This window comes from Jeotgalibacillus proteolyticus (assembly GCF_050107735.1).
GTDB classification, from domain to species: domain Bacteria; phylum Bacillota; class Bacilli; order Bacillales; family Jeotgalibacillaceae; genus Jeotgalibacillus; species Jeotgalibacillus proteolyticus_A.
On record NZ_JBNILO010000009.1, the window covers coordinates 132296 to 158897 of the forward strand.

Sequence of the window (26602 nt, forward strand, 5' to 3'; positions counted from 1 at the left end):
TCTTGAGAGAACAGGATTTTTTATGTAAAAAAGTAAGAAAAGTCAGTCTATATGATAAAATTGACGGTGCTAAGACGAAATAATAAGGAGCCATTCCATGACACGTGATAATTTTGAAGAATACGAAGACCCGGCGTTATACGATAAAGAAAATGGTCACTATCTTACCGAATTGCCCTTTTTGTTAAAGTGGGCTTCTAAAACGAAGGGAACGATTCTCGATATAGCCTGCGGGACAGGAAGATTAACCATTCCTTTAGCTCAAAAAGGATACCGTCTGGCAGGGGTGGATATTCATCGGAGAATGCTGAAAGAAGCTAAAAGAAAATCAGAGGGCGAGGACTTGAACATTGATTGGATCGAGCAGGACTGTACGAAGCTTCATGTAAACGTTAGAAGTCATTTAATTTATTCTGTTGGCAATTCCTTTCAGCACTTTTTAACAAACGAAGCGCAGGACGGCTTGCTTTCTTCTATAAATGAGCATTTGGAAACGGACGGCATCTTTATTTTCGGGACAAGGTTTCCAAGCGCTGAGGAGCTGCTTCAGCCGAGTGCAGAGGAATATTGGAGAACGTATACGGATGATGACTGGAAAGTGGATCTTTCGACCATCAGTCACTATGACGCTTTAAATCAAATTCAGCATTACACGACGATACGCAGGTATAAAAATAGTCACGGTGAAATAGCGGAAGAGAAGCGCACAAAAATCAGTTTACGATACGTCTTTCCGAAAGAAATGGAACGCCTTCTTTATGCAAATGGGTTTGAAATTGTTGAAATGTATGAGGACTGGAGCGAAACGCCTGTGACAAATGACAGCACGGAAATGATCTATGTATGTAAAAAAGTACGGTCCATATAAAAGAGTCTGCTGCCTTAAATGAGCAGCAGACCTTTTGTTTCAGCCAGGGAAGGATACGTGATTCCTCAGACTGTGTGTGATTTGTCCATTCACTTTACTTTTTTTGGCCATCACCTTGATTACATCGTGCTGATATCAATAACGAAACGATACTTAACGTCAGAATCGAGCACGCGTTTATACGCTTGATCGATTTCATCAGCCGAGATAATTTCAATGCTCGGTGCAATGTTGTGCTCGGCACAGAAATTCAGCATGTCCTGGGTTTCACGGATGCCGCCTATCAGCGAACCCGCGAAGGATCGGCGGTGAGGAATCAATGAAAAGGCATTGACTTCCAGCGGCTCTGCAGGTGCTCCGACGTTTACAAGAGAGCCATTCAATGCCAGCAGGGACAGATAGGCATTCAGATCAATCTTTGCACTAACCGTATTAATAATCAGGTCAAAGGTGCCGGCAAGCTCGGTAAAAGTAGCTTCGTCACTTGTCGCGAAGTAATTTTTTGCACCGAATTTCAGACCGTCTTCTTTTTTATTCAGCGTGCGGGAAAGAACCGTTACTTCGGCTCCCATTGCATGAGCAATTTTCACAGCCATATGGCCAAGTCCGCCCATTCCAACTACCGCGACTTTTTTGCCAGGTCCAGCGTTCCAGTGGTTGAGAGGAGAGAAGGTGGTAATACCCGCACATAGTAAAGGAGCGGCTTCATCTAATCCGATGTTTTCAGGGATGCTGAGAACAAATTCTTCTGTAACCACGATATGTGTGGAGTAGCCACCCTGAGTCGGTTCACCGTATTTATCGGTCCCGGCATACGTTGGAATATTTCCTTTTAAGCAATATTGTTCTTCTCCTTCACGGCAGTTCTTGCATTCCCCGCAGGAATCCACCATACAGCCTACGCCTACACGGTCTCCCACTTTGTATTTGGTCACATTTTCTCCTACATCAGTGACTATTCCTGCAATTTCATGTCCGGGAACTAGAGGGTAGTTTACTTCCCCCCATTCGCCATGTGCAGTATGAATATCAGAATGACAAATGCCGGCAAATTTAATTTCAATCAGTACATCCGTAGTGTCCAATTCACGACGCTTAAGTTCAGCTTCACGAAAATTTTGATCGGGACCGTGTACCGCTCTTGCTTTTGCAGTTACCATATAAAAACCTCCACTTGTTAGTTTAAGAGAAACGGACCTGGCAGCAAGCCCTTTGATCCCTGACCCTTTCCCTCATTCTAAACCTTACAGTTAACTCTAGGTCAAGAATGAACATGCTGAGAATTTTGACAGAGTGAAAAGGGGCTGATAGAATCACTTCAATACTTATAGTTAACTCGAAATCTACTGTGTAAAAGGAGATAATAGATGAAAACCTATTCCATCAGTGAAGCAGCAAAGTCTCTCGATTTAACCGCCTACACCTTGCGCTATTATGATAAAGAAGGATTGATTCCCTTTGTGGAGAGAACCGAAAGCGGCACAAGGCGGTTCAAAGAAAAAGACCTTGACGCATTGAGAATGATTGAATGCCTCAAGTCAACAGGAATGCCGATAAAAGAAATCAAGCATTTTATCGACTGGTGTTCAGAAGGGGATGCTACATTACAGCAGCGCTACGAAATGTTTCTTGAAAGAAAGGCCTGTGTAGAGGCACAGTTAGAAGAAATGAAAAAGACGATTGAAATGATTGAGCACAAATGCCGGTACTATCAAACAGCATTGGAAGCGGGGACAGAAGACATCCATAAAGGTGCCCGACTGGAGTTTCCTGAGTATTAATGGTCTGATCATCAATGGGAGATTCTATGCAGAAAAGCTAGGAAGACGTCCGTAATAAGCTATTTTAAAACGAAAAGTTGAAGGATAGGTGCCTCCCAAGAGCGTTTCCTGAGAGGATATGCAAATCGCATGAAATCGAAAGGTCTCAGCAAATCTGCGTTTGTAAAAAGGTCAGACCATATGGGGTTTAATGAGGCAGGACTTTTCATGTACTACTATACTTTCATCTTCCGGCATTTTATACTACTACTATAAAAGAAAGGAGGTAATAATATGGAACATGATATTTTAAAAGCGATTGCTGAGCTTCAAAAAAATATGGAAAGCCGTTTTGAAAAAGTAGAACACCGATTTGATGGGATCGATGAGCGTTTGCAGAATCATGATGATCAGTTTACTGAAATTCGTACTCAGCTAAATGAACATAATGAGCAGTTTACTGGAATCCGCACGCAGTTGAAGGAGCATGATGAGCAATTTACTGGAATCCTCACGCAGCTTAAAGAAAAATTCACAGGAGTTCATACGCAGCTTGACCGTATGGAACATGAGCGTCAGGCAGAAATTATGTCAATGCTCAAACACATCTCTCAAAAACAAGACGTGAACAATCAAAATAATGATTATCTGCTGCACAAAAATCAAGAGCATGACAAAGAAATTTACCATTTGAAAAAACACATCCAAAGTTAACTTCACGTAACCCCGCATGTCTTCAAACTTTCTCTCCGAATGAACGATTTCATGGTAAAACAGCAGTGATGGCAGGTCTGTTTTACCCATTCAAAAATTTGTGGTGCAGTCTAAGGATTTTCTGTATGATCAAAACCAATCGAAAAGTTAGCGAGGATTCCATATGCTTTATCATGAAGAACAGCAAAGACTTATGGTGAAAGTGATTGATTATATAGAAGAGCATCTGACAGAAGAGTTATCCCTGCAGCATTTAGCCTCAAAATCGACGTACTCCACCTTTCATTTTCAGCGTCTGTTTAAAGAGATGATCGGATAAACGCCAGCTGCGTATGTAAAGCGGATCAGACTTGAGCATGCGGCTCATATGCTTATTTATGAGCGGCATCGCTCCATTACAGAAATCAGCATGAATTGCGGCTTTTCTTCGTTATCCTACTTTACGTACTCCTTTACGAACTATTTTAAAACGAGCCCGAAAAATTGGAGGAACGGCGCCTATCTGGAGCGTTTCCCAAGAGAGTATGCAAATCGCAAGAAATCGAAAGTTCTCAGCAGAAAGTTGAAAGCAGACGAGGAGAATGAGTCCTATAATGAATTTAAATGGCTCGATTTAAAAAAGGTGAAGGTGATTCGCCTTCCTGATGCTTACACAATTAATCGCTATCACATCGGCTCGTATGTTGAAGGGATTCCTGAGGTATGGGAAGGTCTTTACCGCTGGGGGAAATCAAGGGAAATGATCTCGTCATCCACGCTGATGATCGGCATACCGAGAAACAATCCGTATATTACCCCTCCCGAAAAAAGCTTTTATGACTGCAGACTGGCAGTATCAGCTAAAGGAGACGAAGATGAAGAGCGATTTCCGTTTAAAGGAGGAAGATACGTCCTGGTTGAATTTGATGAGCCGGTTTGCTATGAGGACCGGGGGACGTTAATCGAGTGTTATTCAGAGCTGTACAGCTACTGGCTGCCTCAATCCGGATTCCGATACCTTGGAAATCCCATTGAGCTGATCGAGATGAAGGAAGATGAGGATCATCTTACACTCCAAACACGGATCTATGCGATCGCCTTGCCCATCGAGCCTGACTAATTTGGAGGGATCATCTATGATCGCATACAGTTCACCTATTGCCGTACTTTTTGGGGCAATTCTCTACATTATTTATGGCACGGTCTATTATTCTATTCTATTGAAGGATAAAAAAGAGCAGAGCACTCCTCCTATTCATTACGTCATTTCCATTATTATTGCTTTTATCAGTTCATTTCTTATCGGAATTCTGGTTCAAAGCACAGGTGCAGAAGGAATGGCTCAGGGTGCACTTATTGGTTTTATCATGGGAGCCGTCATCACACTTGTCTATTTTAAAAATTCCCTCTTTGGGCTGATTACGAAAAAGAATTTTACCATTGCAGCAGGGGATCATCTGGTCATCTTTACCTTGCTTGGCACGCTACACGGATTTTTCATATAATACAGAGGGCAGAGTGAAAGGGGCATGTAAAAAAGTTCCTTGTTTACTCTGTCCATCCCCTTATCATTCACAATTTTTATCGCCATCGGACAGCTCGAGGCGGCATGCCAACTCGTCCAGTAGCCTTCTATAACGGATAAACTCCTCTTCATCCAGACCTAGTACTTCGTTAATTTTCGCAGGGATTTCCTGTGCATCCTCTTTGATCTTCCCGCCTCTTTCTGTCAGTGTGATCACAAGCTGTCGTTCATCATCAGGGTTTCGGGTTTTCTTCACATAGCCAATTTCAATTAATTTTTTGATCAAAGGTGTCAGCGTTCCGGAATCCAGCTGCAGGCGCTCCCCGATCGATTTCAAGGGGATGAAATCCTGTTCCCATAGCACCAGCATAACGAGATATTGAGGGTAGGTCAGGTTGAGCGGCGCTAATAACGGACGGTAGCGCTTGCTTATTTCTTTTGATATAGCGTAAAACGGAAAGCATAATTGGTTGGATAGGGATAATGGATTCAAAAAATCTCCTCCTGAGAGAAACATATAATTTGCAAATAAAATTAAGTTGTGTAAAATTAAATTGTACACAACTTAAATATATCATAATTTACAGGAGGAATCATGTATGAAGAAACTATTTACTTCAACCGCAACAGCAGTTGGCGGACGTCAGGGACGCGTAACATCAGAAAGCGGCTCATTTGATCTTCCACTGGCTATGCCAATGCCTGGAGCAGACACTAAAGGCGCAAGCAACCCGGAAGAACTTTTCGCAGCAGGATACGCAGCATGCTTTGATTCTGCCATGAACATCGTGGCGCAGCAAAAAAAGATCCAGCACGAAGGCTCTGAAATCACAGCTCATGTATCCCTTAATAAAGGAGATGCAGGCTACATCCTTTCAGTTGAAATGGACGTACTGATTAAAGGAGTAGAAGAAGACGTGGCGCGCCAGCTAGTAGAAGAAGGCCACCAGGTATGCCCTTACTCCAACGCAACTCGCGGCAATATGGATGTTAATTTTACGGTTCGTACAGCTTAATTTAAAAAATATGAAACCCGGAGATTGCTTATGGTCTCCGGGTTTTTTGTGTTGGAGTGAAGTTACCGGTTTTTATAAAAAACTGTAAATTCAAAATAGTGGTGTTAAAATAAGTAAATAAACAACAATGGTCAAGGAGGGGTTCAGTGAAGCTTGCAGAAGCGTTGATTTTACGAGCAGATTATCAGAAACGAATTGAACAATTGAGGCATCGCCTTATTCAGAATGCGAGAGTGCAGGATGGGGAAGAGCCGAATGAAGATCCTAAGGATCTCCAAAAAGAGCTGCTTCAGATTTTAAAACAGTTAAAGGAGCTTATTCAGGGAATTAACCGGACAAACCTGACGACCCCTTTTGATGAAGAGAGATCGCTTGCAGATGCATTAACAGAGCGGGAGCTGATTGGACAGGAACGAAGGATTTTCAGTGAGCTGGCTGAGCAGGCTTCTGTTCGGCACGACCGGTATTCCCGCACGGAAATCAAATCTGTGTCTACCGTTGATGTAAAGAAAACACAAAAACGGGTGGATGATCTTTCACAGGAATATCGTCAGCTTGATACAAGAATTCAGGAATTAAACTGGCTGACCAGCTTGATAGAATAGGACAGCCTGCAGGTAGCGATGGAAAAGGCGAGTGCCAACCCACCAATGGGAAAATTGGAAGGTAACTTTATGGTACGGGCTTAGGGGCAGCCCTAATGGTTCGAGTCCTGTCTAACACTGACGCCCATTACGGTTACATGATTACTAATGAGCATTTACACTTCACAACCTGGTACTGATTTTCTTATCGTGAGGGAGGGAACGGGGATCAAAACTTCCGGCAGTTTGCCGGGAGTTTTTTTTATGAATTATGTTAGTTATAGATGTCAGCTGCTAATCAAAACATCATTGGTTTTATATCATTTGCTGCTTGGCGCTTTCTTTTTTATAAGCTATGATAAGGAGGTAATTTGACGAAATAATCTGATAATAAAAAGGAGGAAAAGGGATGGGAAGACTGGTTCATTTTGAAATTCATGTGGATGATATGGATCGAGCGAAGAAGTTTTATGGGGAAGCATTTGGCTGGACGTATGAAGACTGGAGTGAATATACCGGGATGCCTTATTTTGGGGCAGTAACAGGCGATGACAGTGAAATGGGAGTAAACGGGGCACTCATGCAGCGTCAGGGTCCTCCACCAGAAGGAAATCAGGCGGTAAATGGATATGCATGCACCATGATGGTCGAAGACTTTGATCAAACAGAAGAGATCATTCTTGCAAATGGCGGCGTCGTGGCGTTAGCCAAGCATGCGCTCCCGGGAATGGCATGGCAGGGATATTTTAAAGATACAGAAGGCAATATTTTTGGCATTCATCAGCCGGATGAGCAGGCAAAGTAAGGAGGGGACCATCTTTGGATCGATCAAAGATGGTTTTTTAGATTAGCTCCTTATTCTTCTTATACGAGCGCTTAAGGGAGATGAAACTGGATACATACATGAGTAGAAATACCGTCAATAAAAATCCGGAAATTTCCGCCCACTCAGCCCAGGTTGCAGGAAATTGAATAAAAACAAAGTATAAGCAGACAAAAATTAGAATAAAAGAGAATGATTTCACAAGAATCACATTTCGTTCTTTTTTATATGCTTTTTCTGTTGATACCTCTGTGTACTCTATTCCGGATAAGGTGTACCTGCCCGAAATATAAAGGACAAAAACCCCCATCGAGATTAATAAAACAATCTCAGCGTCAACATTAGTGTACCGGTTTAGAAAGGTCATGAAAATCAGTGAGATAAAAAGTAAAACGCCTCCTTCAGCTAAGAAGGCTAGAATTTTTTTCTCTTTATATTCATCATTTGGCAGTAACAAACTGATCCAGGTTTTCATTCCTTTTCCACCTCCCAAAATAAATCATCCAACGTTTTATTCAACTCTTTGGCAATTGACACGCATAGCTGAAGGCTTGGATTATATTGCCCTTTTTCAATGAGTCCGATCGTTTGTCTCGTTACCCCTGTTTTTTTGGCCAATTGCTCCTGTGTAATAGAAGCTTTTAACCTCGTGATTCTAACATTATTTCTCACTTTGTCACCTGCGCAATGTAATATATAGTTTGCATATGCAATTTATATAACATAGTACTTCTGAAAAAGTCAATTGAGGCATGAGATAGATTTAAGAAGCTGCTTCATAACCATAAGTAAAAAAGCAAAGAGCGGGAGGGCTCTTTGCTTTTTTACGTTCGAACCTGATTCATTACATCCCGAACGGCCGGAAGATCCGCGGGCGCCCAAACGAGTGATTCAAGGTTTTGGCGAGGCAGCCAGATGAGCTTTGAATGCTCGGTTGCTACAGGGTTGCCGCTAACGAGTTCAGCTCTGATCGAGATCAAATGGATAATGAACGTATCGTACTCGTGTACATTTTCGTTGAGGATGTCATGCGCTTTTATAGTGCATAGAAGTTCCTCTTCAATTTCTCTTTCCAGTGCCTTCTGCAGCTGTTCACCATTTTCCACTTTGCCGCCTGGGAATTCCCACATGTTTGGAATCAGCATGTCATGTGAACGCAGTGCGCACAGAATTTCGTCTTTCTCGTTTTCAATAACTGCAGCGACTACTTGTACTGTTTTCTTCATAAAGACAGCTCCTGATCAATAAAATTTACTATGTAAGTAGTGCGTGCCAAACGCACCTTTCAGTCTATCTGCTGCTTTTAACGGGATACTTCAATCCGTTTTTCTTGATTTTTTCTCTTACGATTTCCTCTACATCCAAGTTCAGCTCACTGCAGAGGGTCAAAGAGTAAATCAGGACATCCGCTATTTCTTCTTTAATGTTTTCCATGTTCTGCTCAATGGCTTGCTCATTGCTTTTCCACTGGAAATCCTCTAAAAGCTCTGCTGCTTCTATGGAAATGGAGATGGCGAGGTCCTTTGGATTGTGCGATTTCTTCCAGTTCCTCTCCTCACGAAATTCATTAATGGCGTGCATTAGGTCATCTAATTGAGTCATCCGCTTCAGTCCTTTGTGTTTACTCTTATCCTATCATACAGCTTCTTTTTGAAAAGAATTTCTTGAACATTCATGATTCATTGAGTGCATATGAATCTATTTTGTGCGTACGTTCGTATGTATAGGATCGTAAGATTTTATTCCATTAAAAGGGGGTTGAAAATGGAACAGCACAGCCAAAAAAAATCAGAGCAATTACTGCCTAAACTCGCAGCAAAAGCTGGACAGCTTGCAGGAGGCGCTATAGTCGGTGTGTTAATTGCCTCTTATATTATACGAGAAGATGTGGCATTCAGCCTGAATGGTGTGGTCTATCTTTTATTCATCATGGTATTCAGCATTATTCTCAGTGTCATGATTCATGAGACAGGTCATGCGATCGGGGGGAAGCTTGGCGGCATGGAAGTCATGAATCTTTCCTACGGCCCGTTTGTCTATGCAAAAGTAAACGGAAGGAAGCGTTTTTTCTTCCGGCTTCCGGCACTTGGGTACTTAGGACGTGCAATGATGCGTTTTCCTGAACCGATCGAGGAAAGAGACATGCGAAAGAAGCTGCTTCGCTTTATTTATGCAGGCCCGATTTCAAATCTGGTGACCGGTATCCCTGCTATTGCTGCTGCTTATTTGATCTGGCCGTCTGGCGCTTTGTTGATTTTTGGAGTAATCAACCTATTCTTCGGACTGACAAATCTGGCTAATGTTGAAACGTCAGCGGGTGCTCAAAGCGATGGTAGAATGATTGCGGTGCTGAAAGGAAAAGAGCCGGGAGTAGAAGTAATTTTAGTAAGCTATCAGCTGCTGCAGGAGGACCCTCAGGCGATGGGTCAATGGAGCCGTGAAACCATCGAGAAGACAGTGCACGTCATTGAGAAATACAGAGACTGGCCGCTCGCCTCTTCTCTTCTTTCCACGATTGGACCTTATTTCTATACGTCCAATCCGGAACGCTTTCTTGAACTGACTGAAGGAAAAGTCTTTCACCCCCGCTCAAAACAAGGGTCTATTCTGCAGGATATGAAAGATGTGGCTGCCGCTGCTGGACTCTATTTTGCCGGCAAGCTAAAGGACGAAGAGAATATTGAAGAAAAGCTTCAGCTCATCTCAGACCGCGAGCCTGTATCCCGGTATCTGCGTGATGCGTATTTAGCGATTGCAAGAGGTCAAAATAAGAAGGCGTTTGCTGCACTTGATCAGGTGGAAGCCGCAATTGGGGAGTGGCATCCGCTCTACCTTGAAGGAACCGCCTTGCACCAATTGACAAATGAGATGAGAAACAGGCTTTCAGAAAAGCAAAATTGAAAGAATGAAAATTTACTTGTATCAATGAACGCTGCGCCCGTATAGAATCTGGTGCAGCGTTCATCAATCAGAGGAGGCATGGGATGAAACGGATCTCTTTTATTATACTGATTAGTGGCATCCTTTTGTTTTTACTTATCAATAGATGGGTGGACTACAAGGCAAAAGAACTGACTGACGTGTTACATGCGGAAGATATCATTGATGTCTCGTATACGTATGTCCCACAGGGCAGTGACCAGTTTGAAAATAAAGAGCTTGGGAATCCGCAGGCATTGAAAGAACTCCTTGAATTCCTCAGTCAGTATCAAGTGAAGAAAACCGGGTTGAGAGATTTTGAATCCCAATACCCGGATGAGCAGCTCAATCTGCATTTTATTTATGAAGATGGGATTCCAACCTATTCTTCACTATTTGAGAGAGATGTTGTGCTAGTTGTGCTAACGGGTGAGAATCAGTACAAGGTGATCAATGGGCCGCTTGATCAGGAGTGGGTGGAGGAGTTTAAAAAGAAGTATTTAATGGGGGGGAATGGACAGTGAATAAGGTCATTGTTTCATGTGGAACATTCATTAAATAGAAATTAAAGCATAGGCGGGATGCTTTTTCCTATGCTTTAATCAAAACCAATACACTACCGATGCTGATCCACCAAAATTGGATTGCCGTCCGGATCTTCAAGCGTAAAACTCGCAGGTCCTGAACTGTTTTCATCTGTCTCGCTAGTCAGCTGGATGCCGGCTTCCTTAAGCTTTTTCTGCAATTCCCGCACATCTGTAAACGAATCGATGTCCGCTGCATCCTGATCCCATCCAGGATTAAAGGTAAGCATGTTTTTCTCAAACATCCCCTGAAAAAGCCCAATCACGGTTTGTCCATTCTTTAAGATCAGCCAATTCTGCTCAATATTGCCTCCCAAATCCTCAAAACCCAGCTTTTCATAAAATGCCTTTGACGCGTGGATATCCTTTACATTTAAACTGATTGAAAAAGCACCTAATTGCATGTAGATCTCTCCTTTTCATAATAAAAATAGTCTCTTCTTAACGTAGTTCAACATAAGAATGTAGAATCCTGCATCATGATAGCAGTTTTACTAGATATGATAAGCTGGCCGAATTTTATCCGTTCAATCATTTCCTCCTTGACAGCTTAAGTTAAACCCTGTACACTTCATGTAACCGGTTACACAGGTCGGATCGAAATGTAACCCTTTTTTATAAACTGATATGTAACCGATTACATAAATGGCGGGATGTGATGAAATGGCAACGATCAAACAGGTGGCGCACGAAGCTGGAGTGTCGGTGGCTACTGTGTCACGGGTGCTGAATGATAAAGGTTATGTTCACCAGGACACGCGCAAAGCTGTACTTAAGGCGATTGAAGATTTAGATTACAACCCGAACAGTGTTGCGAGAAGTCTTTTTAAGAAAACGTCGAATACGATTGGCCTTTTAATTCCCGATATTACAAACCCATTCTTTCCGCAGCTTGTACGAGCGGTAGAGGACGTTATGTATCCAAAAGGGTATACGACTATCCTCTTTAACAGTGATGAAAATATACAACATGAACTGGACTACTTAAAAGGAATGACTTCAAAGTATATTGACGGTTTTATTATCGTTTCAAATACTCTTAAGTGGGAGCATCTTGCGCCATTAAACGTGCCAGTCGTCGCATTAGACCGCCATATTGATAACAAAATTGCCTCCGTCACGATAGATAATTATGAAAGTAGCCGCAGAGCGCTGGAGTTTCTCGTCGACAGAGGATGTAAAAGAATTGCCCATTTAGCAGGCCCTTCTCATGTGTTTACTTCAGGTGAGAGAAGGAGAGCCTATCAAGACTTTATGAATGAAGAAGGACTGGATTCCATTATTCAGCAAGGAGCCTACGAGCTTCAGAGCGGCATGTTAAATACGATGCAGCTTTTAACTAAAGACAAGCAGATCGACGCTATCTTTGCCGGCAATGATGTGATGGCGATCGGTGCTTTAAAAGCAGCCGCCAAACTTGGTATTAAAGTGCCTAAGGAACTCTCTGTCATGGGTTTTGATGGTGTTGAGTGGGGCACAGCAGTCACGCCGGAATTAACCACTATGCAGCAGCCTATTTATCAAATTGGGAAAAAAGCAGCAGAAATGCTGTTGAAGCGGCTTGAGAATCCTAAAGTGTCTGCCGAGCATGTGAGGTTGAATGCTGAATTAACCATTAGACAATCCACAATATAAGGAGTGATCGCATGATTACAGTTGCAGGCAGTTTAAATATTGACCTCGTGACAGAGGCAGAAAGATTTCCGCTTCCGGGAGAAACCATTTTGGGTTCGGGTTTCTCCACTGTCTTTGGCGGAAAAGGAGCGAACCAGGCCGTTGCAGCATCCAGGCTTGGAAGTGAAGTAAAGATGGTGGGTCGTGTAGGAAATGATCTATATGGAGAGAGCTACGTAGCGCATTTAACAAAAGAAAAGATTGATGTGTCTGATGTGAAACCGGTTACACATTTACCAACAGGCACCGCTTCTATTGTTGTAGCAGAGCAGGACAACCAAATTATCGTAGTGGCAGGAGCTAATAGCGAAGTCACCCCAGAGTATGTTAAGGATGCGATGAAAAAGCTGGAAAAAGGAATTCTTCTTGTTCAGTTAGAAATTCCGGGTGATGCGGTTGAGCAAGCAATGAAAACAGCGAAGGAAAAAGGGTGGATCGTTATTTTGAATCCCGCTCCGTTCAAGCCGCTTCCTTCTCTATGGTGGCAACTGGCAGATTACGTAACACCCAATGAACATGAGGCTGCGGCTCTTCGAAAGGATAACAACTTTTTAGAAGCCTATAATGAAAAATTAATTGTAACCAGAGGCAGTAAAGGAGCAAGCTTTTTCGAAAACGGCAAGGAGGTACTGATTCCTGCACCAAAGGTTCATCCGGTTGATACGACAGGTGCTGGGGATACGTTTAACGGAGGACTGGCAGCATTCCTGGATCAAGGATTTGAATTAAGGGAAGCTGTTGAGAAGGCTGTGAAAGCAGCGAGTATATCTATTACATCGCTTGGCGCACAAAGTGCAATGCCGACCATAGAGCAACTGGGGGATAGCCATGCGTAAAAGTCGTTTCTTAAACAGTGAGATAACAAAAGTTCTTGCGGACATTGGCCACACAGATACAATCGTGATTGCAGACTGCGGCCTCCCTATTCCTGATGGTGTGAAAAAGATAGACTTGTCTCTCACATTAGGAGTTCCTGCAATAGATGTGGTCATAAATGCGGTAGTAGATGAAATGGAAGTCGAGAAAGTGACGATCGCTGAAGAAGCAGAAGTAAGCAATGAAGCGTTCAGCCAATTTGCCAACGCCCGTTTCCACTCTTTAGAAAAGGTCTCGCATGAAGTATTTAAACAACAGACGAAGTCGGCAAAAGCAGTAATCAGAACGGGAGAACATACGCCATACGCAAATATAATTCTGCATGCGGGGGTGATCTTTTGAGCAGCTCGATCATTGAAATGAAGGGGATCCATAAAGCATTTGGACAAGTAAATGTGCTTAAAGGGGTTTCATTTGATTTAAAGAGTGGTGAAATTCATGCTTTGATGGGAGAAAATGGTGCCGGCAAATCGACATTAATGAAGATATTGACCGGGATTCATTCAAAAGACCAGGGCAATATCACGTATAAAGGCAAGGAAATTACATTTAAAAGTCCTAAGGAAGCTGAAAAAGCCGGAATTAGTGTGATTCATCAGGAGCTGAACATTATTCCTGAACTGACGGTGGCTGAAAATTTCTTTTTAGGAAAAGAGAAAACGGCAGGAAAGACAGGTATTTTAAAAAACAAAGTGATGAATGAAGAAGCGAAGGCATGGTTAATGGAGCTGGGGATTAAGCTGGATCCTAAAAAGCCTGCTTCTGAATGCTCTGTTGGTCAGCAGCAAATGATTGAAATCGCCAGAGCAGTATCGGCAAACAGTGAGGTGCTGATCATGGATGAACCCACCGCCGCGCTCACAAAAAAGGAAATTGATGTCTTATTTAATGTGATGGGCGGTTTGAAGAAAAAGGGCGTGGCCATTGTGTATATTTCACATCGTATGGAAGAGATTTTTACGATGTGCGACCGGATTACCGTATTAAGAGACGGGGCTTCCGTTGGGACCAGAGTTATAAATCAAACAGACTTTCAGGAAATAGTCAAAATGATGGTGGGACGAGAACTGGGTGAGCAATTTCCTGAGAGAAAAGGAACGCCGGGGAAAGTCAGACTTACCGTAGACAATTTATCTTCTTCAACCGGAGTGAAGTCGGTGTCATTTGACTTGAGAGAAGGAGAAATTTTAGGTGTGGCGGGACTGATGGGGGCTGGCAGAACAGAGCTGATGAGGGCTTTGTTTGGAGCAGATAAAAGCTCAGGTGTCATTCGAATTGAAGGAAAAACCCTTAAAAAGCCATCTCCGAAAAAGTCAATCCGTGCTGGCATGGCTTTTGTCACGGAGGACAGGAAAGGGGAGGGGCTGATCCTGAACCAAACCGTTAGGGAGAATCTCTCAACTGCTCAGCTTAATCAGCTTTCAAAATGGAGTTTGCTCCGCATAAAAAAGGAACAGGAATCAGCAACGGACATGATTGAGCGTCTAAGAATTAAAACATCTGGGATGGAGCAGGAAGCAAAGTCACTTAGTGGAGGGAATCAGCAGAAAATTGTGATCGGCAAGTGGCTGGCGACAAACCCATCTGTATTGATCCTCGACGAACCGACAAGAGGAGTAGATGTTGGAGCGAAAAAAGAAATCTATCAAATCATGAATGATCTGACCGCAAAAGGTGTTTCGATCATAATGGTGTCATCAGAGCTCCCGGAAATCCTTGGTATGTCAGACCGGATACTCGTCATGCATGAAGGAAAAGTTACTTCTATCATGGACAGAGCCGGGGCAGACCAGGAGAAAATTATGACGGCAGCGACAGGAGGAGAGTAAGGTGAAAAACACAGGTATTATCCAAAAAATAGGTCCATTTCTTGGTTTAATCTTAATTATTGCCGTGTTATCTATTTTAAGTCCCAGTTTTCTTGACCTTAATAATATTCTAAACATTTTAAGGCAGGTTTCTATTAATGCCCTTATAGCATTTGGAATGACGTTTATTATTTTAACAGGGGGAATTGATTTGTCCGTCGGCTCGATGCTGGCACTCGGCGCAGCATTGACAGCAGGCGCGATGACATCCGGATTTGATCCCATTCTGGCAATTTTAATTGGTTTACTGCTCGGGGCGGCAATGGGGGCATTTAATGGCCTGATCATTACAAAAGGGAAGGTTGCCCCGTTTATTGCGACCTTGGCGACCATGACAATTTACCGGGGACTTACACTTGTGTACACAGAAGGACGTCCGGTTACAGGGTTGTCTGATGCGTTTTCTTTTCAAATGATTGGGAAAGGTTATGTGTTCGGCATCCCCTTCCCTGTCGTTACCATGTTTCTTGCCTTTGGTGTTTTATGGTTCATTCTTAAGAAAACAACGTTTGGCCGAGGGGTATATTCAGTGGGAGGCAACGAAGAGGCGTCATGGCTTGCCGGATTAAATGTTGACCGAATTAAGATAGGTGTTTACACCTTAACAGGTGTGCTTAGTGTACTCGCTGGAATCATTCTTACTTCCCGATTAAACTCTGCTCAGCCAACAGCAGGAACTGCATATGAGCTTGATGCGATTGCAGCAGTTGTATTGGGTGGAACAAGCTTGACTGGCGGCCGTGGATGGATAGTTGGTACATTAATTGGCGCTTTGATTATAGGAGTTCTGAATAATGGTTTGAATTTAATGAACGTTTCTTCTTTTTATCAGCAAGTGGTAAAAGGCGGCGTTATTCTGCTGGCAGTCCTGCTAGATCGGAAGAAATCTGCTTAATAATAAATACAGAGGAGTGTTAGAAAATGAAAAAAAATTCTCTATTGGTTTTAATGCTGATTATGTCTCTTGTTTTAGCTGCATGTTCGCTTGATTCGCCCGGTTCTGATAGTGAAGATGCGGGAAGCGATGAAGGGGACGGGAGCAGTGAAAATGATGGTGCGATAGGATTTTCGATTTCTACTTTGAATAATCCGTTTTTTGTGACCTTATCAGAAGGTGCTGAGGCTCAGGCTGAAGAAGCAGGAATGGACATTACTGTCGTGGATGCTCAGGATGATCCTGCAAAACAAATAAGCGATATTGAGGATTTAATTCAGCAAGATGTAGATTTGATTCTTGTGAATCCGACCGATTCTGCCGCAATAGCATCTGCAATTGAGTCTGCGAACAGCTCAGATATTCCAGTTATTTCAATAGACCGAAGTGCAGAGGGCGGGGAAGTGGTGACACATATTGCCTCTGATAATGTGGAAGGCGGACGACTTGCAGGTAACTTCATTATTGAAGAGCTTGGTGGAACAGGTAATGTTGTGGAGCTAGAAGGAATCGCCGGATCTTCAGCTGCTCGTGAACGGGGAGAAGGTTTCAATGAAGTTGTCAATGAAAGTGAAATTGAAATCGTCGCAAATCAGACCGCAAATTTTGACCGTGCTGAAGGACTTTCTGTAATGGAAAACATCATTCAAAGCGGTGCAGAATTTGACGCAGTTTTTGCCCATAATGATGAAATGGCATTAGGAGCAGCAGAAGCACTCGAAGCAGCAGGCATGTCAGACGTAATCATAGTTGGTTTTGACGCTACAGAGGATGCAGTGGCCGCAGTAGAAGCTGGAACAATGGCAGCTACAGTTGCACAGAAGCCCGATGAAATCGGAATGAGCGCCATTGAAACAGCACAAACCGTTTTGGATGGAGAAACGGTGGAAGAATTCGTACCGGTAGAACTGGAACTGATTACTCAATAAGCTAATGAGAGTGGACTGCACCTTTTAACTTGTGCAGTCCATGAATACATAGAATACCTCCGAGGCAGTGCATGATGTGCGATTGTAGGCGGAATTATTTATTTTGAGTGTCACCTCACATAACGGGGAAGAGAGCGCTTTAAACGCGAAGAAAAATAAAGAATGGCATATGCTTGCCCAACAGTTTAACTCAACCATGATCGTCGAAGAAAGGCAGGGCAGAAAGCCGGCTAAAGTGATCATTGACGTTGCAAAAAAATATAAGGTAACACAGATCCTGCTGGGTCAGTCTGCCCGAACCAGATGGGAAGAAATCAGAAAAGGATGATTGTCAATTTGATTATGCGGGAAACATCCAATATCGATCTTCATATCGTTGCGGACGGGCGGTGAGGAGTCGGATGAATATAGTTAAAGTAAGATGAAAAACGGTACCAGATTTAAATTGAACTGTCAGCAAGCCAACAGTACTTAGCTATCCTCTTCTTATTTGGTACACGTATTTTACGTGCTAAATAAGAGGTGTTTTTTTTTGTAAGCACCTTACAGATTTTTTGCAGTTAGACTTTTTGTCAGCACGTCATCAATGGGGAGAAACGATGTAATCTCATTGTATGTGCCAGCTAATGTATACGAAAAAAGGAAAGTTCTAACTCCAGTATTTGATGGTCCTTCAAAGCGTTTTCCTGAGGCATGAATTTTAACATGTCCTGTTCCCCATGCGCCCCCTCTTTTTAAAGAGATCAGCACCCCTCGTCTCCCTTTATTTTGGGGTAAAACAAAGGGGGGCAACCCAGGGTTTGGAATTTTGTATTGTACTGGATTTATAAACATATTTTTCAGAATAATCGAGGGTGTCGCTATGTGTTTGTAACACATGATGGTGTGCTTTCGATTCTTCCTCTTTATGATCATTCTTGGAGATTTTCCTTTTGCGTGTTCGTCTAATTGTTTTTGGCTTTGGTTTTTCTGAGTTCGGTTTGTGTGTACTGGAGAAGGGATGTTTATCAAGTTTTTCATGATCGATAATGGGGGTATTGGTAAGGATTTGCTGTGATTGGTTCTTCCTCGGTTTTCGGATCTTTTTTATAAAAGTTTTTTGTTTTAATTTCTGGGATACATTCATTGCCTCTGACACCACAACCTCAAACTTATGAGTACCCTCATCCTTTAATTCTTCTATAAAATTATCCTCGTTAATTTCTTTGCTATGTTCTTCATGCCCTTCTGATGCCAGGCGAATCGGTGAAAAATCCTCTTCTTCACTCTCCATTTGCTGAGCATACAGAGGGCAAGTGTTATTTATCTTGTCACGAAGCATTTTACTCAACATTTCTTTGCTCATGGCCAGTTTTAATGAGTTATTTAAATCTTTTTTTAATCCAATTAAAAATTCCTGTGACATATAAGGAGTCAATTTATTTATGACAGCCAGCTCTTCTGAAATGGCTTGAGATAAATAATGATTGAGCTGCCGAGCCTGATGCAGCAGTTGATATAGGTCGTGGCACTTGCATTCATGTTTTTCCTGTGAACAGGATCTCAGATCTGAAGCCATATTAACCCCCCATTCGAAAAGAATTCTTACATAGCCTATGCAAGTCAAGAAAGAAAGGTTTTTTATAAAAAGGGCTCGTAAGATGAATAAAAAGCCTTCTCCTATAACAACGCTTTTTCATTATATATATAGAGTGTATAAAAAAGGATGGATCGTTAATAGAATTAGAGTTTTCATAGTTTTCATTCAGATAGAGGCTGAAAAAGAGAGTGATAAAAATAGTATATCTCCACGGCATTGATCACTCTATTTGGTTGAAAAGCTTAAGAAGCGCGGTAAGTGTCCAGTCTATCCAATTGTTAAAGCTCAAATATTATTAGGAGGAATAAATGAATGTCTGTAAACCCATTCAGAAGAACAACATCTGCAAACCATTGTGATGCAGAAAATGTTACACCGCATTCCATCTCAAAGTATGCGGATCCAATTATTAAAGTCCCGGTGTTACTGCAAGAAGTGTCTATTCAAATTCCAATGCATGCTGAAATTGAATTTCCAGAAGGTGAGGAAGTTCTTGAAATTAAGACCATTAAAAAACGCACGTATCTTACTCAATGCCGTCTTCTTAACAGAGCTCCTCATAAAGGAGCATATCCAAGGGACTACAAAGCAAAGTTATTTATTAGTGGATTCGTTCGAAAAAACATTCAGTACGCTGCAAATCCTGTAGTGGACGATGCTGGAGAAATTCTTTCTCAACTTAGATCTCTAACAGTCGAGGTGCCTTTCGATTGCGTAGCAGAAGTAGATGGTTTCATGAACTTGCCAGTAGGACCTTATACAGATTTTCGGGATGAGTTTGGTTATTTAATTTCTCAGGAGCTTCCAAATGGCAGAGATTTTGCCCGTAAAGATCGATTAGATGGAACAGATCTATCCCAATTCCACCAAACAAGCACAGAGTTCTTTAATGAACTTCCGTATTGCGAGCTCGTCCGTGCGGATATTATTGAATTTGATGAGTCCTTGAACCGAAATCCTTTTGCGGATGATAATGAATTTGTCGTAGGTGAAGGCACATTTACAAGAATGTCTGAAAAAATGGTGTTGGATCTTAGACTTAAAGTACTTCAATTGCAGCAAGTTCGCGTAAATTCATTAGGTGTATACGACCAAAAAGAAAGTGAATAATCATTATTCATTCAGGAGAAGAGCGTAGGGCTCTTCTCTTTTTTTGCTTTTATTCAGAAAAGAAAACTTAGCCAGTTAACCGAATACTGCATAGTATGAAATGTAGAATGTAAAACAAGGGGGTAACTTCATGTCCGTTGAACCATTTCCAAGAACAGCATCCGCACATAAATGCAAGGCAGAAATCCTTCAGCCATCTGCACCTGAATCAAAAGCAGTTTTTGTTAAGATTCCTGTGCTTCTGCAGAAGGTCAAAGTGGAAATTCCAGTACATTCAAAGATTTCGTTTCCAAAGGGGGAAGAAGTGCTTGAAATTAATGAAATTAAGAAGCATCTTTACTTAACCCAGTGCAGACTCGTTTACCGGGATGGTGCTTCAGAAGGCCAGCTCTTTATTGCAGGCTTTGTGAGGAAGAATATTCAGTATGCTGCAAACCCAAAGGAAAAGTGCAAGGAAATACGATCCTCAATAAAATCACTGACTGCTGAAGTGCCTTTTGAATGTGTAGCACAAATAGATGAATTTATTGTAGCTCCTATTGGCCCTTCAACTAATTCGAAGGAAGAGTTTAGTTATTCTTTAAAGCAACAGAGGAAGGATTTTTCTGAGAAAGATCAGCTGCTTGGAAATGATCTCTCACATATTCATCAAGTCAGTACAGAGTATTTTAATGAGTTGCCTTATTGTGAGCTTGTTAAAGCAGAAATTCTTGAAATAGATGAGCTGATCACAAGGAATATTCTAAAAGAAGAACTTTCAAGTGAAAAGAAAGAATTTACTGTGGAAGTCGTACTTCAGGAAAGCCTGGAATGTGAAGACCAAGATAAGGGACATGGCGGCAAATCGGTAAAAGAAGTGGAGCTGCATAATTTAAGCGAAAAGTCATTTAGTGAATTATCGGAGATTCTTACGGAAGAAATTTTGGAATATGAAAAAAAATGTGATAAGGAAAAAGAACATAAAAAACCTCATCCCCTGGTAATCAGCGTTTTATCAGAAAAAATGATTGTAGATATCACGCTAAACTTGTTGCAGTCTCAGCAAGTTCGGCTAGGCTGAGTAATCATTTAATCTTAATTCTAAAAATTGGATAGATGATGCAGTTCATCTATCCATACGTTTCTTGATTTTTTTAATATCCTAATATAAGGTGTTGGTTTATCAAACATTATCTATGAAAATCATTTCTACAATTGGCAGGCAATAGAGTACGGAATGAAAAGAAGAAGTAACATAGCAATGTTACAGATCGACTGTGCACCCTAAACACTTTTAAAAGAAATGAGGTGAATAGTGGTGAGCAGAATACACATTGAAATTCGCTTATTGTGCAAGTGTTATAAGGAAAAACATTCCTCGGAATACGAGGGGAAATGGATTTGTGAATGTTCTAAAATAACTGATCACGAAGATGATTGCAAAAAAATAGAAGTGCACAACATCCTGAAAAAAGAGTGGAAGGAAGAGGAAACGGATTACGTAGAAGAGATATCTGTTGATTACAGCGATTGGAAGAAGATCGAGGACCATCATCGTATGGACTCTATGAACAACAAGAAAAAAAGTCAACAGAAAGTGCACGAAAATTGGAAAGAAAAAAAGCAGCACCGCAAGTGCATCTGTAAGAAAAAGAAGAGGAAGAGCAATGAAAAAAATGGTTATAAATATAGTCTGAAGAAAAAGTACGAGTAATCTTCAGTAGAAACGAAAAGGGATGTAAGAAGAGGATGTCCAACACTTCTTCTTACTAAAAATAACATCTCGTAATTTGATGGTCAGAAGAGAGAAACAGGTTCTAAGATGCGTTTAAAAAAGAGTACTCTCATTGGCCGTGAAACTGCCTTCATACTAATAAATTTTATGGCAAAGTTAAGAATACATATGTTCAGCTCCTCTTTTCGTTAATCTGCGCAAAATAGCACATGTACTAAAGAAGACAACCCCACTGGGTTATTTTTGTGATCCTATTTATTATGGAAACCAGGGTTTTAAAAGAGTGAGTATAAGTGGATAGCTAGAAAAAATTTATTTAATGAATGAGTTACAATTATCGGGTTAATTACTCAGTTTGATCAATGTATACAAGCCTCCTTGTTCACACTATATCCTTTCACGCAATGTCTTTCATTTAATATAAATTAACGCTGGACAATTATTGCACAGGAGTGGTCAAATGACTTTTCCGGGAGAGACGCTGCAGACATGAATGGGTCAAAGAACATGCAATCGATTCTGCCTATGAAAAGATTTGAGGAATTAAAGCTTCTATAAGGGGCTTCCTTTATGGTTTCTATAACATAGAAATTTGTTTTGGTACGAAAAAAGTGATGTGGAGCAGTACGGCGTTTGGTGAGGTTCAAGAATTCGAGCAAGCACTTTGTGAAATGGATAGCGGATATTTGCTCGAAATACTCAAATCAACGAATCTACTGAATTGGCGGGCTAAATATGATTTAGGTGCACTCGATGGAACAAAGCTGGTTTGTCGAAGTGGTTAGATCAGGAAGAAATATAGCCAAATCAGGTGATAATCTATTTCTCGCTGACTGGGTAAAATTTTGTGAAGTAATGAGAAAAATTTCGGGAAAAGAGTTTGATGGAGCAGCGGAATATACACCTTTTAAAAAACAGGGAGATCCTTACTTTATGGTGTCCCTGTCATCAACCAATCTGTATTGGATAAGCTGACTCTTCCTTCCTAAGTAATCTTCACTGCCCATTCTGCTGACTTCTTTAAAACCGATTTTTTCGAGCATCTTTCTGGCTCGTCTATTTTCTTCATGTGTTTCAGCAAGAAAAGTGGAGATTCCTGCATACTTTGCCCCATATTTCATCATACATATAGCTGAATGGCACCCAATTCCTTTTCCCCACAGTCTGCTTTCCCCAATGGCGATTCCAAGTTCAGCTGTATGATCCTTGATAGAAGCTAAATCAGCATATCCAATTAATTCTCCATTCAACTCTATCCCTTTTCGAATGAAATCTTTCTCCGCATTATTTACACAATTTGATCACCAAGTATACAATCTTTCCGAAGGCTGATTTTGTTCCCAGCCATTAGCTGAACAAAAAGAAGGATCTTTGCTCCATTTTAAAACACTGTTGTAATCATCCGTGTACAGGGATCTTATTTTTATTTCGTGTAAACAGTTACGATTCTCACTCAATCTCTTCGTTCCCTTCATGATCTTAATAAGTTTTAAGCTTATTATAATTATATTTTTAAATGAATATAAAAAAATTCATTTACTTCAATATAAAGGTTGCTCACTATTATTGTAACGTTTTTCAATCTCAGAAGTTGTATAGATGAAAGGAGGCAAGTGATGAATTTTGAAGGAATCTACCAGGACTATTTTCATGACGTTTATTTATATCTTAGAGCTTTAAGCCGGGATGAAAAGATTGCCGAAGAAATGGCTCAGGAAACGTTCTTTAAGGCGTTAAACGCTATTGAAAACGATACAGGTCCATCGGATATTCGCGCGTGGCTTTTTACCATCGCCAAACATACGTATTTCACCTATTACAAAAAACAGAAAAAACAGATTCTGTCTGATGTAATGGAGGAGACGAATACAGGCGTTGAAATTACGGATCATTTAATGAACAAGGAAGATGCCTTTACGGTTCACCAGTTTTTGCACAGCATGAAGGAACCGTATAAGGAAGTTTTTACGCTGCGCACATTTGGAGAATTACCGTTTAAGAAAATCGCAGAACTTTTTGGGAAAAGTGAGGGGTGGGCAAGGGTCACCTTTCACAGGGCGAGAAAAGAGATCATGGAATATATGGAGGAGATGAATGATGAACGAAGTTAAGTGCACCATTATCCAGGATGTTCTTCCCCTTTATGTGGACGAAGTAGTGAGTGAGGATACAAAAGAAATGGTCGAGCAGCATTTACATCAATGCGAATATTGCCGGCGGGAGTATAGGTCGATGAAGCAAGCGGTTCACATTCCTGCAGAGAACAAAGGGTCTGCTTTAATCAAAATTAAAAAAAGGTGGCGTAAAAAGAAGTGGATCATCGCAATGGCGTCCATTTTAGCGACGATGGCTCTTTTATTTGGAATGTTTGCTTATATCTTTTACTTTGAAACTGTTATACCTTATTCAGAGGAACTGATTACAATTGAAGCGCAGGACAACCAGTTGGTCTCAAGATATTCCGGCAAGAGCTACGCAGGCGTTCACGCCACGCTTCCCATGACTGTTGAAATAGATGGAATAGAAAAGAATGTAATCGTGATGTTTTATACCCAAACGCTTTACGATTCACCTTCAGGCAGCTTTATAAATCCTAAGGAAAATACAAATATTCAAGGGTCCACTTTTCAACTTTCAAGGGAACAAGAAGTTGATTTGGTGTACTATGCAGAATTTGATGCAGAAGAAATCTTCGTTGAAAAAAGAAATGACATTATTGAACGGGCAACGCTGATTTGGGAGCGCTCACCATAATTTAGCTTAGCGAATTGCTACTTAAGTAAAAAGTTCCACGTGGAACAACAATAAAAGCATCCCCAAGTCCCAGGGATGCTTTTTTCTTATTTCTCCGGTGCCAGCTCAATTGCCTGGCGAAGTGCTTCGAGCATGCTGCCTTCGTCGGCGATGCCTTTTCCTGCAATATCAAATGCGGTTCCGTGGTCTACGCTTGTGCGGATGATCGGCAGGCCGACTGTGATGTTCACCCCTGCTTCGAGACCAAGCACTTTGATGGGGCCGTGACCCTGATCATGGTACATAGCAACCACGATATCAAAATCGCCGCGCTGAGCTCGGAAGAAGAGTGTATCAGCTGGCAATGGGCCTTCAACCTGAATACCTTTTGCCTGTGCTTCTTCAATGGCAGGGATGATTTTTTCTTCTTCCTCACCGTAGCCAAATAAACCATTTTCACCGGCGTGTGGATTAATACCGCACACACCGATTTTTGGTGATGAGATTCCTGATTTTGATAGTGTCTCATGTGCCAGCTCGATGACCTTCAGTACACGCTGCGGCTGAATGGATTGAATGGCATCAATCAGTCCCATATGGGTGGTTACATGAATGACCTTCAGTTTTGGAGAAGACAGCATCATGGAAAAATCACTTGTGCCTGTTAGTTCAGCTAGAATTTCGGTATGACCAGGATATTGGTGACCTCCCTTATGAAGCGCTTCTTTATTTAAAGGAGCGGTGCAGATTGCATCAATTTTCCCTTCATTCGCGAGTTCGATCGCCTTTTTCAAATATTGAAAAGCAGCATTGCCAGCTTCAGCCGCTACTTGTCCAAATGGCAAATCAGCGGGCAGAAGGTTGAGGTCCAGGCACTGGATTTCTCCATGCGCCGTTTCCGTCATTGAATCCTGGTCGTTCACTTTTGTTAATTGGATAGGGATGTTAAGTAATTCAGCTGCTTTTTCCAGACGTGAGGCGTCGCCAATGACGATGGGATGTGATTCCTCATATAAATGCTGGTGCTGCAGGCTTTTGATAATCACTTCAGGTCCGACTCCTGCGCCGTCACCCATTGTAATGCCTATAATCGGTTTTTTACTCATGAATTGCCGCTCCTTTCAGTTTGCACATAGCACGGTAAATGGATTGCTTGTTTCCAAATGCGCCGGCTTTTGTAACAATGGTCATCGTGCGCTTAGGTCCAATTAATTCTCCGGCTGGAATTCCGGCTTCGATTTGCTTAATTAGTCTGATTCCGCTGCCTCCGAGGAGCTTTGCGGTTTCTTTCGCTGTGTCGCCGCCTGTTAGAACGAAACTCCTCAGTTGAGGGGAACGGGCTGCAAGATCCCTTACAATTTCACCAAGTGCTGTGGAGATCGTTTCGCCAATTTCATAGCTTGATAGACCAAGCTGCTGTCCCCGTACTTTTACTTTTTCCCGAATGTCTGCATGAGACGGTACGTAAAGGGCAAGATGCAGTTTGCTTTTGATGATTTCTTCACATTGTTTCATATAAAGGACTCTTGTGGCATTCCACTCATCTGAAAAAAAATCGAGTGTATCCACTTCGACGCCGATCACATCTTCTTGTTCTGCAGCATAGCGGACCTGTTCCTGTGTAACGCCCGACAGGCTTCCGCATACAGCGACCACCTGATCAGCAGGTGTCAGTTCACGTTCTGCAGACTTCTGATAAATATTCAGTACATCCGGAAGGACTTCCGCAAGTCCGGCAGAACCTGCCCAGATAATAGAGGAGGACAGCCGGTTCATTCTGCCTGCAAAAAGGCGCAGGTCTTCTTCTGTTTCTGCATCGCACACGAGATAGTCAAAGCCGTCTTTTTTAAGGGACTGGACCTTTTCAGTAAATAGCTGTTCATCTTCCAGATCGTCCTTTTTTAGCAGCCCGACTTTTTCTCCGATTTCCTGCTCAATCAGGCGGGGAATCGAGGACTCTGTGACCGGGTGCTTCGGGTCTTTTGAAATCTCGGTTTCCGATAATGGCTGACCTTTTATATAATGTATACCATCTTTTGTTGTGCGATGCAGGGCAGGGAAAGCAGGGGCAATGAACACAAAATCAGGTGTGAACACTTCCTTTACTGCTTTTAACTCCGTGCCGATATGCCCTCTCAGGGTCGAATCCATTTTTTTATAAATGGTTTGATAGCCGGCTTCCTTTAAAAAAAGTGCGGCTTTTTTTGTTTGCTGAGCTGCTTTTTCTCTGACCAGCGCTCTGGCATTTGTGTCGATGACCAGCCCGCTGTCAAGGGTGTGCGACCGGTCAGAAAGATCAAACAGCACAGAGGTTGGGATGCCCTTTTCCGTCAGCTGTACTCCGCTGTCGTTCGCACCTGTTAAATCATCTGCTATAATTCCGATCATTTTTTTCATATTAATCCCTCATTTA

Annotated in this window: 33 protein-coding genes and 2 pseudogenes; 24 read left to right on the forward strand and 11 right to left on the reverse strand. The window is 41.9% G+C overall.

Annotated features, from left to right (window positions below):
• Positions 1–97: 97 nt before the first annotated feature.
• Entirely contained in the window at positions 98–868 is a 771-nt protein-coding gene (locus tag ACQCT8_RS14370) for a class I SAM-dependent DNA methyltransferase (RefSeq protein ID WP_426872114.1), read from the forward strand.
• A 119-nt stretch (positions 869–987) separates the two neighbouring features.
• On the opposite strand, the gene ACQCT8_RS14375 is transcribed toward ACQCT8_RS14370, so the two are convergent.
• The gene (locus ACQCT8_RS14375; protein WP_426872115.1) at positions 988–2028 is read right to left on the reverse strand and encodes an NAD(P)-dependent alcohol dehydrogenase; all 1041 of its coding nucleotides are present in this window, start codon (positions 2026–2028) and stop codon (positions 988–990) included.
• A gap of 207 nt (positions 2029–2235) precedes the next feature.
• Here ACQCT8_RS14375 and ACQCT8_RS14380 point away from each other — a divergent pair, with 207 nt between their 5' ends.
• The 6 genes and pseudogenes from ACQCT8_RS14380 to ACQCT8_RS14405 all read left to right on the forward strand — a co-directional run bounded on the left by ACQCT8_RS14380 (position 2236) and on the right by ACQCT8_RS14405 (position 4826).
• Positions 2236–2649, forward strand: a complete 414-nt coding sequence (locus ACQCT8_RS14380) for a MerR family transcriptional regulator (protein ID WP_426872117.1) — start codon at positions 2236–2238, stop codon at positions 2647–2649.
• A gap of 273 nt (positions 2650–2922) precedes the next feature.
• Positions 2923–3342, forward strand: coding sequence for a hypothetical protein (locus ACQCT8_RS14385; protein WP_426872119.1), 420 nt, complete (start codon positions 2923–2925; stop codon positions 3340–3342).
• 163 nt (positions 3343–3505) lie between these two features.
• Positions 3506–3661 carry a hypothetical protein gene (locus tag ACQCT8_RS14390; RefSeq protein WP_426872121.1) on the forward strand — a complete coding sequence of 52 codons (156 nt, stop codon included), beginning with the start codon at positions 3506–3508 and terminating at the stop codon, positions 3659–3661.
• Positions 3662–3673: 12 nt separating this feature from the next.
• Positions 3674–3823 (forward strand): annotated as a pseudogene (locus ACQCT8_RS14395) (helix-turn-helix domain-containing protein); the annotation flags it as partial.
• An 81-nt stretch (positions 3824–3904) separates the two neighbouring features.
• Complete coding sequence (locus tag ACQCT8_RS14400) at positions 3905–4441, forward strand: AraC family transcriptional regulator (protein ID WP_426872237.1); 537 nt, start codon at positions 3905–3907, stop codon at positions 4439–4441.
• Between the two features lie 16 nt (positions 4442–4457).
• On the forward strand, positions 4458–4826 hold the full coding sequence (locus ACQCT8_RS14405; RefSeq protein WP_426872123.1) for a DUF1761 domain-containing protein: 369 nt from the start codon (positions 4458–4460) through the stop codon (positions 4824–4826).
• 63 nt (positions 4827–4889) lie between these two features.
• Here ACQCT8_RS14405 and ACQCT8_RS14410 read toward each other — a convergent pair whose 3' ends face one another.
• Entirely contained in the window at positions 4890–5339 is a 450-nt protein-coding gene (locus tag ACQCT8_RS14410; protein ID WP_426872125.1) for a MarR family winged helix-turn-helix transcriptional regulator, read from the reverse strand.
• A gap of 106 nt (positions 5340–5445) precedes the next feature.
• Here ACQCT8_RS14410 and ACQCT8_RS14415 point away from each other — a divergent pair, with 106 nt between their 5' ends.
• The 3 genes from ACQCT8_RS14415 (at position 5446) to ACQCT8_RS14425 (ending at position 7251) form a co-directional block, all read left to right on the forward strand.
• A complete protein-coding gene (locus ACQCT8_RS14415) occupies positions 5446–5862 on the forward strand; it encodes an organic hydroperoxide resistance protein (RefSeq protein WP_426872127.1) in 417 nt (138 codons plus the stop codon).
• Positions 5863–6008: 146 nt separating this feature from the next.
• Complete coding sequence (locus ACQCT8_RS14420; protein ID WP_426872129.1) at positions 6009–6467, forward strand: DIP1984 family protein; 459 nt, start codon at positions 6009–6011, stop codon at positions 6465–6467.
• Between the two features lie 388 nt (positions 6468–6855).
• Entirely contained in the window at positions 6856–7251 is a 396-nt protein-coding gene (locus ACQCT8_RS14425; RefSeq protein ID WP_426872131.1) for a VOC family protein, read from the forward strand.
• A 37-nt stretch (positions 7252–7288) separates the two neighbouring features.
• On the opposite strand, the gene ACQCT8_RS14430 is transcribed toward ACQCT8_RS14425, so the two are convergent.
• The 4 genes from ACQCT8_RS14430 to ACQCT8_RS14445 form a co-directional block, all read right to left on the reverse strand.
• A complete protein-coding gene (locus ACQCT8_RS14430; RefSeq protein ID WP_426872133.1) occupies positions 7289–7744 on the reverse strand; it encodes a DUF3278 domain-containing protein in 456 nt (151 codons plus the stop codon).
• A complete protein-coding gene (locus ACQCT8_RS14435) occupies positions 7741–7941 on the reverse strand; it encodes a helix-turn-helix transcriptional regulator (protein ID WP_426872135.1) in 201 nt (66 codons plus the stop codon). Before ACQCT8_RS14435 ends, ACQCT8_RS14430 begins: the two co-directional genes overlap by 4 nt.
• 152 nt (positions 7942–8093) lie before the next feature.
• Positions 8094–8495, reverse strand: coding sequence for a (deoxy)nucleoside triphosphate pyrophosphohydrolase (locus tag ACQCT8_RS14440; RefSeq protein WP_426872137.1), 402 nt, complete (start codon positions 8493–8495; stop codon positions 8094–8096).
• Between the two features lie 64 nt (positions 8496–8559).
• On the reverse strand, positions 8560–8871 hold the full coding sequence (locus ACQCT8_RS14445) for a nucleotide pyrophosphohydrolase (protein WP_426872139.1): 312 nt from the start codon (positions 8869–8871) through the stop codon (positions 8560–8562).
• Positions 8872–9033: 162 nt separating this feature from the next.
• Between ACQCT8_RS14445 and ACQCT8_RS14450 the strand changes: the two genes are divergently transcribed.
• Together ACQCT8_RS14450 and ACQCT8_RS14455 are read left to right on the forward strand one after the other, a co-directional pair.
• A complete protein-coding gene (locus tag ACQCT8_RS14450) occupies positions 9034–10170 on the forward strand; it encodes a M50 family metallopeptidase (protein ID WP_426872141.1) in 1137 nt (378 codons plus the stop codon).
• An 83-nt stretch (positions 10171–10253) separates the two neighbouring features.
• Positions 10254–10712 carry a hypothetical protein gene (locus ACQCT8_RS14455; protein ID WP_426872143.1) on the forward strand — a complete coding sequence of 153 codons (459 nt, stop codon included), beginning with the start codon at positions 10254–10256 and terminating at the stop codon, positions 10710–10712.
• A gap of 92 nt (positions 10713–10804) precedes the next feature.
• Here ACQCT8_RS14455 and ACQCT8_RS14460 read toward each other — a convergent pair whose 3' ends face one another.
• On the reverse strand, positions 10805–11176 hold the full coding sequence (locus ACQCT8_RS14460; RefSeq protein ID WP_426872145.1) for a VOC family protein: 372 nt from the start codon (positions 11174–11176) through the stop codon (positions 10805–10807).
• A 259-nt stretch (positions 11177–11435) separates the two neighbouring features.
• Between ACQCT8_RS14460 and ACQCT8_RS14465 the strand changes: the two genes are divergently transcribed.
• The 7 genes and pseudogenes from ACQCT8_RS14465 to ACQCT8_RS14495 form a co-directional block, all read left to right on the forward strand.
• Positions 11436–12407 (forward strand): LacI family DNA-binding transcriptional regulator, encoded by a 972-nt coding sequence (locus ACQCT8_RS14465; protein WP_426872147.1) that lies wholly within the window; start codon positions 11436–11438, stop codon positions 12405–12407.
• Between the two features lie 11 nt (positions 12408–12418).
• Entirely contained in the window at positions 12419–13282 is an 864-nt protein-coding gene (gene rbsK / locus ACQCT8_RS14470; RefSeq protein ID WP_426872148.1) for a ribokinase, read from the forward strand.
• Positions 13275–13664, forward strand: a complete 390-nt coding sequence (gene rbsD / locus ACQCT8_RS14475) for a D-ribose pyranase (protein WP_426872150.1) — start codon at positions 13275–13277, stop codon at positions 13662–13664. Before rbsK ends, rbsD begins: the two co-directional genes overlap by 8 nt.
• Positions 13665–13681: 17 nt before the next feature.
• Entirely contained in the window at positions 13682–15151 is a 1470-nt protein-coding gene (locus ACQCT8_RS14480) for a sugar ABC transporter ATP-binding protein (protein WP_426872239.1), read from the forward strand.
• A gap of 1 nt (position 15152) precedes the next feature.
• Positions 15153–16085: an ABC transporter permease subunit gene (locus ACQCT8_RS14485; protein WP_426872152.1), complete on the forward strand. Its 933-nt coding sequence runs from the start codon at positions 15153–15155 to the stop codon at positions 16083–16085.
• A gap of 26 nt (positions 16086–16111) precedes the next feature.
• Entirely contained in the window at positions 16112–17053 is a 942-nt protein-coding gene (rbsB, locus tag ACQCT8_RS14490; protein ID WP_426872154.1) for a ribose ABC transporter substrate-binding protein RbsB, read from the forward strand.
• Positions 17054–17141: 88 nt separating this feature from the next.
• Positions 17142–17446 (forward strand): annotated as a pseudogene (locus tag ACQCT8_RS14495) (sensor histidine kinase KdpD); the annotation flags it as partial.
• A 370-nt stretch (positions 17447–17816) separates the two neighbouring features.
• Here the strand turns inward: ACQCT8_RS14495 and ACQCT8_RS14500 are convergent.
• Positions 17817–18611 carry a hypothetical protein gene (locus ACQCT8_RS14500; protein WP_426872156.1) on the reverse strand — a complete coding sequence of 265 codons (795 nt, stop codon included), beginning with the start codon at positions 18609–18611 and terminating at the stop codon, positions 17817–17819.
• Positions 18612–18944: 333 nt separating this feature from the next.
• On the opposite strand from ACQCT8_RS14500, the gene ACQCT8_RS14505 reads away from it, so the two are divergent.
• From ACQCT8_RS14505 to ACQCT8_RS14515, 3 genes are all read left to right on the forward strand, one after another.
• Positions 18945–19742: a CsxC family protein gene (locus tag ACQCT8_RS14505; RefSeq protein WP_426872158.1), complete on the forward strand. Its 798-nt coding sequence runs from the start codon at positions 18945–18947 to the stop codon at positions 19740–19742.
• Between the two features lie 130 nt (positions 19743–19872).
• Positions 19873–20802, forward strand: coding sequence for a CsxC family protein (locus tag ACQCT8_RS14510; protein WP_426872159.1), 930 nt, complete (start codon positions 19873–19875; stop codon positions 20800–20802).
• A 237-nt stretch (positions 20803–21039) separates the two neighbouring features.
• Positions 21040–21435, forward strand: a complete 396-nt coding sequence (locus tag ACQCT8_RS14515; protein WP_426872161.1) for a hypothetical protein — start codon at positions 21040–21042, stop codon at positions 21433–21435.
• A 947-nt stretch (positions 21436–22382) separates the two neighbouring features.
• Here ACQCT8_RS14515 and ACQCT8_RS14520 read toward each other — a convergent pair.
• Positions 22383–22724 (reverse strand): GNAT family N-acetyltransferase, encoded by a 342-nt coding sequence (locus tag ACQCT8_RS14520; protein ID WP_426872241.1) that lies wholly within the window; start codon positions 22722–22724, stop codon positions 22383–22385.
• A 348-nt stretch (positions 22725–23072) separates the two neighbouring features.
• Here ACQCT8_RS14520 and ACQCT8_RS14525 point away from each other — a divergent pair, with 348 nt between their 5' ends.
• Both ACQCT8_RS14525 and ACQCT8_RS14530 read left to right on the forward strand, forming a co-directional pair.
• Complete coding sequence (locus ACQCT8_RS14525) at positions 23073–23567, forward strand: RNA polymerase sigma factor (protein WP_426872162.1); 495 nt, start codon at positions 23073–23075, stop codon at positions 23565–23567.
• Complete coding sequence (locus ACQCT8_RS14530; RefSeq protein WP_426872164.1) at positions 23554–24210, forward strand: zf-HC2 domain-containing protein; 657 nt, start codon at positions 23554–23556, stop codon at positions 24208–24210. Before ACQCT8_RS14525 ends, ACQCT8_RS14530 begins: the two co-directional genes overlap by 14 nt.
• Before the next feature lie 86 nt (positions 24211–24296).
• Here the strand turns inward: ACQCT8_RS14530 and pdxA are convergent, their stop codons facing one another.
• Positions 24297–25295 (reverse strand): 4-hydroxythreonine-4-phosphate dehydrogenase PdxA, encoded by a 999-nt coding sequence (gene pdxA / locus ACQCT8_RS14535; RefSeq protein WP_426872165.1) that lies wholly within the window; start codon positions 25293–25295, stop codon positions 24297–24299.
• Positions 25288–26586, reverse strand: coding sequence for a four-carbon acid sugar kinase family protein (locus tag ACQCT8_RS14540; RefSeq protein WP_426872166.1), 1299 nt, complete (start codon positions 26584–26586; stop codon positions 25288–25290). The genes pdxA and ACQCT8_RS14540 overlap by 8 nt, the downstream gene beginning before the upstream one ends.
• Positions 26587–26602 lie beyond the last annotated feature (16 nt).

Excerpts from the sequence above, each read along its gene's own strand:
- ACQCT8_RS14370 (WP_426872114.1), top strand. The coding sequence starts at position 98 with ATGACACGTGATAATTTTGAAGAATACGAAGACCCGGCGTTATACGAT.
- ACQCT8_RS14375 (WP_426872115.1), bottom strand. The coding sequence starts at position 2,028 with ATGGTAACTGCAAAAGCAAGAGCGGTACACGGTCCCGATCAAAATTTT.
- ACQCT8_RS14380 (WP_426872117.1), top strand. The coding sequence starts at position 2,236 with ATGAAAACCTATTCCATCAGTGAAGCAGCAAAGTCTCTCGATTTAACC.
- ACQCT8_RS14385 (WP_426872119.1), top strand. The coding sequence starts at position 2,923 with ATGGAACATGATATTTTAAAAGCGATTGCTGAGCTTCAAAAAAATATG.
- ACQCT8_RS14390 (WP_426872121.1), top strand. The coding sequence starts at position 3,506 with ATGCTTTATCATGAAGAACAGCAAAGACTTATGGTGAAAGTGATTGAT.
- ACQCT8_RS14405 (WP_426872123.1), top strand. The coding sequence starts at position 4,458 with ATGATCGCATACAGTTCACCTATTGCCGTACTTTTTGGGGCAATTCTC.
- ACQCT8_RS14415 (WP_426872127.1), top strand. The coding sequence starts at position 5,446 with ATGAAGAAACTATTTACTTCAACCGCAACAGCAGTTGGCGGACGTCAG.
- ACQCT8_RS14425 (WP_426872131.1), top strand. The coding sequence starts at position 6,856 with ATGGGAAGACTGGTTCATTTTGAAATTCATGTGGATGATATGGATCGA.
- ACQCT8_RS14430 (WP_426872133.1), bottom strand. The coding sequence starts at position 7,744 with ATGAAAACCTGGATCAGTTTGTTACTGCCAAATGATGAATATAAAGAG.
- ACQCT8_RS14440 (WP_426872137.1), bottom strand. The coding sequence starts at position 8,495 with ATGAAGAAAACAGTACAAGTAGTCGCTGCAGTTATTGAAAACGAGAAA.
- ACQCT8_RS14445 (WP_426872139.1), bottom strand. The coding sequence starts at position 8,871 with ATGACTCAATTAGATGACCTAATGCACGCCATTAATGAATTTCGTGAG.
- ACQCT8_RS14450 (WP_426872141.1), top strand. The coding sequence starts at position 9,034 with ATGGAACAGCACAGCCAAAAAAAATCAGAGCAATTACTGCCTAAACTC.
- ACQCT8_RS14455 (WP_426872143.1), top strand. The coding sequence starts at position 10,254 with ATGAAACGGATCTCTTTTATTATACTGATTAGTGGCATCCTTTTGTTT.
- ACQCT8_RS14460 (WP_426872145.1), bottom strand. The coding sequence starts at position 11,176 with ATGCAATTAGGTGCTTTTTCAATCAGTTTAAATGTAAAGGATATCCAC.
- ACQCT8_RS14465 (WP_426872147.1), top strand. The coding sequence starts at position 11,436 with ATGGCAACGATCAAACAGGTGGCGCACGAAGCTGGAGTGTCGGTGGCT.
- rbsK (WP_426872148.1), top strand. The coding sequence starts at position 12,419 with ATGATTACAGTTGCAGGCAGTTTAAATATTGACCTCGTGACAGAGGCA.
- rbsD (WP_426872150.1), top strand. The coding sequence starts at position 13,275 with ATGCGTAAAAGTCGTTTCTTAAACAGTGAGATAACAAAAGTTCTTGCG.
- ACQCT8_RS14480 (WP_426872239.1), top strand. The coding sequence starts at position 13,682 with ATGAAGGGGATCCATAAAGCATTTGGACAAGTAAATGTGCTTAAAGGG.
- rbsB (WP_426872154.1), top strand. The coding sequence starts at position 16,112 with ATGAAAAAAAATTCTCTATTGGTTTTAATGCTGATTATGTCTCTTGTT.
- ACQCT8_RS14500 (WP_426872156.1), bottom strand. The coding sequence starts at position 18,611 with ATGGCTTCAGATCTGAGATCCTGTTCACAGGAAAAACATGAATGCAAG.
- ACQCT8_RS14505 (WP_426872158.1), top strand. The coding sequence starts at position 18,945 with ATGTCTGTAAACCCATTCAGAAGAACAACATCTGCAAACCATTGTGAT.
- ACQCT8_RS14510 (WP_426872159.1), top strand. The coding sequence starts at position 19,873 with ATGTCCGTTGAACCATTTCCAAGAACAGCATCCGCACATAAATGCAAG.
- ACQCT8_RS14525 (WP_426872162.1), top strand. The coding sequence starts at position 23,073 with ATGAATTTTGAAGGAATCTACCAGGACTATTTTCATGACGTTTATTTA.
- ACQCT8_RS14530 (WP_426872164.1), top strand. The coding sequence starts at position 23,554 with ATGAACGAAGTTAAGTGCACCATTATCCAGGATGTTCTTCCCCTTTAT.
- pdxA (WP_426872165.1), bottom strand. The coding sequence starts at position 25,295 with ATGAGTAAAAAACCGATTATAGGCATTACAATGGGTGACGGCGCAGGA.
- ACQCT8_RS14540 (WP_426872166.1), bottom strand. The coding sequence starts at position 26,586 with ATGAAAAAAATGATCGGAATTATAGCAGATGATTTAACAGGTGCGAAC.